Genomic DNA, 2,749 nt, shown 5'->3' with positions numbered 1-2,749 from the left:
GTTGATGGACTTTCTAAAGTCAACAGGTGCACAGTGCAGGTAGATGTCATCCGGCTCAACAAACATTTTCATGAAGAAACCGCCTGCAGTAATGTGCCTAACCACTGCGGATTAACGTCTCCTGGTATCTGCAGGCTTGCCGGACCAATGCTGAGCTGCAGATAATTTACTTGAGCGGACGACTTGGTAGTGTTCACTTTAATAAATGATGATTCGGCATTGCCTTGTGTAAGTATCTTTCTGCGACTGTAAAATGATTTCGGGCTTACTTGATTATTATCGCAGAATTCCACCACGGATAATCCGCTTGCTTGCTGCTGTTCAATCAGTGCGATCCACTTATGACGCGTTTTTTCCTGCATGTGTATCTCCAATAATGAGTTTGGAGATACTGTAATGAACTAAGCGCGACAGGTGAATGTGCTGTTTGCCGGACGCTTACAAAATAGCGATGGACTTATTTAAACAAGATAAGACAAAGTCGGCGAGTTTAGCTACGAAAAAAAGATGGCGGCACTAGATGATGGCTATCGCTCAACCCTTTTAGAATCAGGGATTAAAATGCGCTAGCCGTGGCTTCTTTCTTAGATTAGGAAATTGTTTAAATATTCGAATCGCAGTACGCCCTTTTACTGCTCCAAGGAGCTCTGATATCGCTATTTTCGGTGGTACTTTCACTAACAAGTGTACATGATCCGGCTGTACATTTAATTCTACAATTTCACATCCTAACCTGCCGCAATATATGTGGATACAGCGATAAACTTCATTACCAACTGAGCCTGTTAATATTCGATATCTATATTTCGGCACCCAAACAATATGGTATTGGCAATGCCATAAAACGTGTGATAATTTCTCAAATCTACTCATGCTACTTTCCTTTTTTGTTGTGGGGACAACTAAATTGGTTAATAGCAGGAGTAGAAGCTTCAGGCATAGCCTAAAGCTGATGACCACGCCCACAGGACGTGGTTTTAATTTTTAATAAATAAGTCCAGTTTAGCAATATCAGATTTTTCTTCCGGTTTGTAAATATGAAGAGATATCGACCTCATCAATCTGTTCATCTTTTAGATGTTTTGCCGCGTATTTCAAATAAACGCCGGAGCTCAAAAAAAGTTCAAAAAGGTCAGGGTCAATATGCCCGTCATTTTTCATACCGTTCAATATTTTAATTGCCTCTGATAATTTTTTTTCTTTTTTATAGGGTCTGTCCGATGCGGTCAAAGCTTCAAAAATATCAGCTATCATCATCATCCGCGAAGGTACTGATAACTCTTTTTTGCTTAGCTTTCTGGGATAACCTGTTCCCGTCATTGTCTCATGATGTGCTCCAGCGTATTCGGGGACCCGTTTGAGATTTTCCGGAAGTGGAAGCGATTCCAGCATTTTGATCGACATAATCACATGTTCATTAATTATAAATCTTTCTTCTGCTGTAAGTGTTCCTTTGGCTATGCAGAGGTTATAGATTTCACCATAATTGAACAAATACTCTGGTACTTCCATTTTAAAGCCATACCGCTTGTATTCATCAAAATCAAAATTTTTCCGCTTTAAAATATGTTTGGGGCTGTCACTTAGAAGCTTTTCCTGAACCGGCAGACTCGGGTTGTCCTCAACAGCAAACCTGATTGACTCTTCTTTAGAAAGGCCGAGACGATCGTCAAAATGTCTTAACCATGTCCGCGATGCAATAGCCGCCACCCGCGCCTGTTTCTCTGGACTCATGAACGTGCCGGCAATGTTGCACTCACCGATAAAGGTAAAGTCTTCCGTTAACTCTTTATGAGCTTCAATCATCAATGCCTTTGATTTACTCTTATCAGCTCCCTTCAACAGACGCTCATAATGCTCTATCTGTACATCGCGCCAGATCACTTCAAATCTCGTGCGCACCTCGTGGATTCGGTTAAAAATAGTTTCCAGTTTTGTTGCTTTGTCCACAACATACTCCGGTGTAGTCACTTTACCGCAGTCATGCAACCAGGCGCCAATAAACAATTCCCGCCATTCATCGTCTGTCTGCAGAGTGAATTCTTTAAAGGGACCTTCATTGGCAGAGTTCACTTCTTTAGCCAGTATTTTAACCAACTCCGGTACTCTTGAGCAGTGCCCGCCGGTATATTTAGATTTGCAGTCAATTGCTCCGGCAACGAGCTTTATAAAGCCGTCCATCAGCTTTTGCTGGCCCTTCTGGTATGTTTTTATATCTTCTGTCATGGACACGAGGGAAGATGAAAGCTCTGCCAGCTCTTTGATTCTTGTTTGTACATTTACCACATTATCAAACTTTCTTAAGCGCACCTTTTCATTTTCATTCATTAATATACGAATCGGTTTTACGATCAGATTTGCACTATGTATTACCAACGGAATAGAAAGCAGCAAAAGCAGTATCGCCACATATATTGAAAACCATATCACCTCTAGATACGGATCCATCAGTATATGGGCGGGTACAACAATACCAAACTGCTCAGTGACACCGAGATCTGAGTCCATATAGGCAGTAAATGCCAGATACTCTCTTCCCTCTTGTTGATAAGAAATCACACGCCCCCGGTTTTCATTTGTAATAGTTAATAAAGATACGGGAACGATTGAAGTATGCTCCCTGCCTATATCTCCAGCTTTATCATACCATTTACTTTCCAAAGCCTGTATTTCCTGAGTTGTCAATGAGGACAGTGCCTTATTAAGGATGCTTTGCAAAACGACCTTGTCATTTTGAACCAAAAAAAAT

General features: G+C 41.2%; 2 protein-coding genes and 1 pseudogene. All 3 read right to left on the bottom strand.

Features of this window, described 5'->3' with window-relative positions:
* Positions 1 to 68: 68 nt before the first annotated feature.
* Positions 69 to 362, bottom strand: coding sequence for an IS66 family insertion sequence element accessory protein TnpA (gene tnpA, locus G337_RS0119050; protein ID WP_028865276.1), 294 nt, complete (start codon positions 360 to 362; stop codon positions 69 to 71).
* A 217-nt stretch (positions 363 to 579) separates the two neighbouring features.
* Positions 580 to 873: pseudogene (tnpA, locus tag G337_RS26790) on the bottom strand (IS200/IS605 family transposase); the annotation flags it as partial.
* 138 nt (positions 874 to 1,011) lie between these two features.
* Positions 1,012 to 2,749: HD-GYP domain-containing protein (locus G337_RS0119040; RefSeq protein WP_028865275.1), on the bottom strand; the 1,738-nt coding region annotated here is incomplete at its 5' end.

This window comes from Psychromonas aquimarina ATCC BAA-1526 (assembly GCF_000428725.1).
GTDB classification, from domain to species: domain Bacteria; phylum Pseudomonadota; class Gammaproteobacteria; order Enterobacterales; family Psychromonadaceae; genus Psychromonas; species Psychromonas aquimarina.
Note: the sequence above shows the minus strand (reverse complement) of the source record. Positions and strands in the feature narration are given on the sequence as shown.

What these genes read in the sequence shown, in the direction of transcription:
- tnpA (WP_028865276.1), bottom strand. Translation starts at nt 362, where the DNA reads ATGCAGGAAAAAACGCGTCATAAGTGGATCGCACTGATTGAACAGCAG.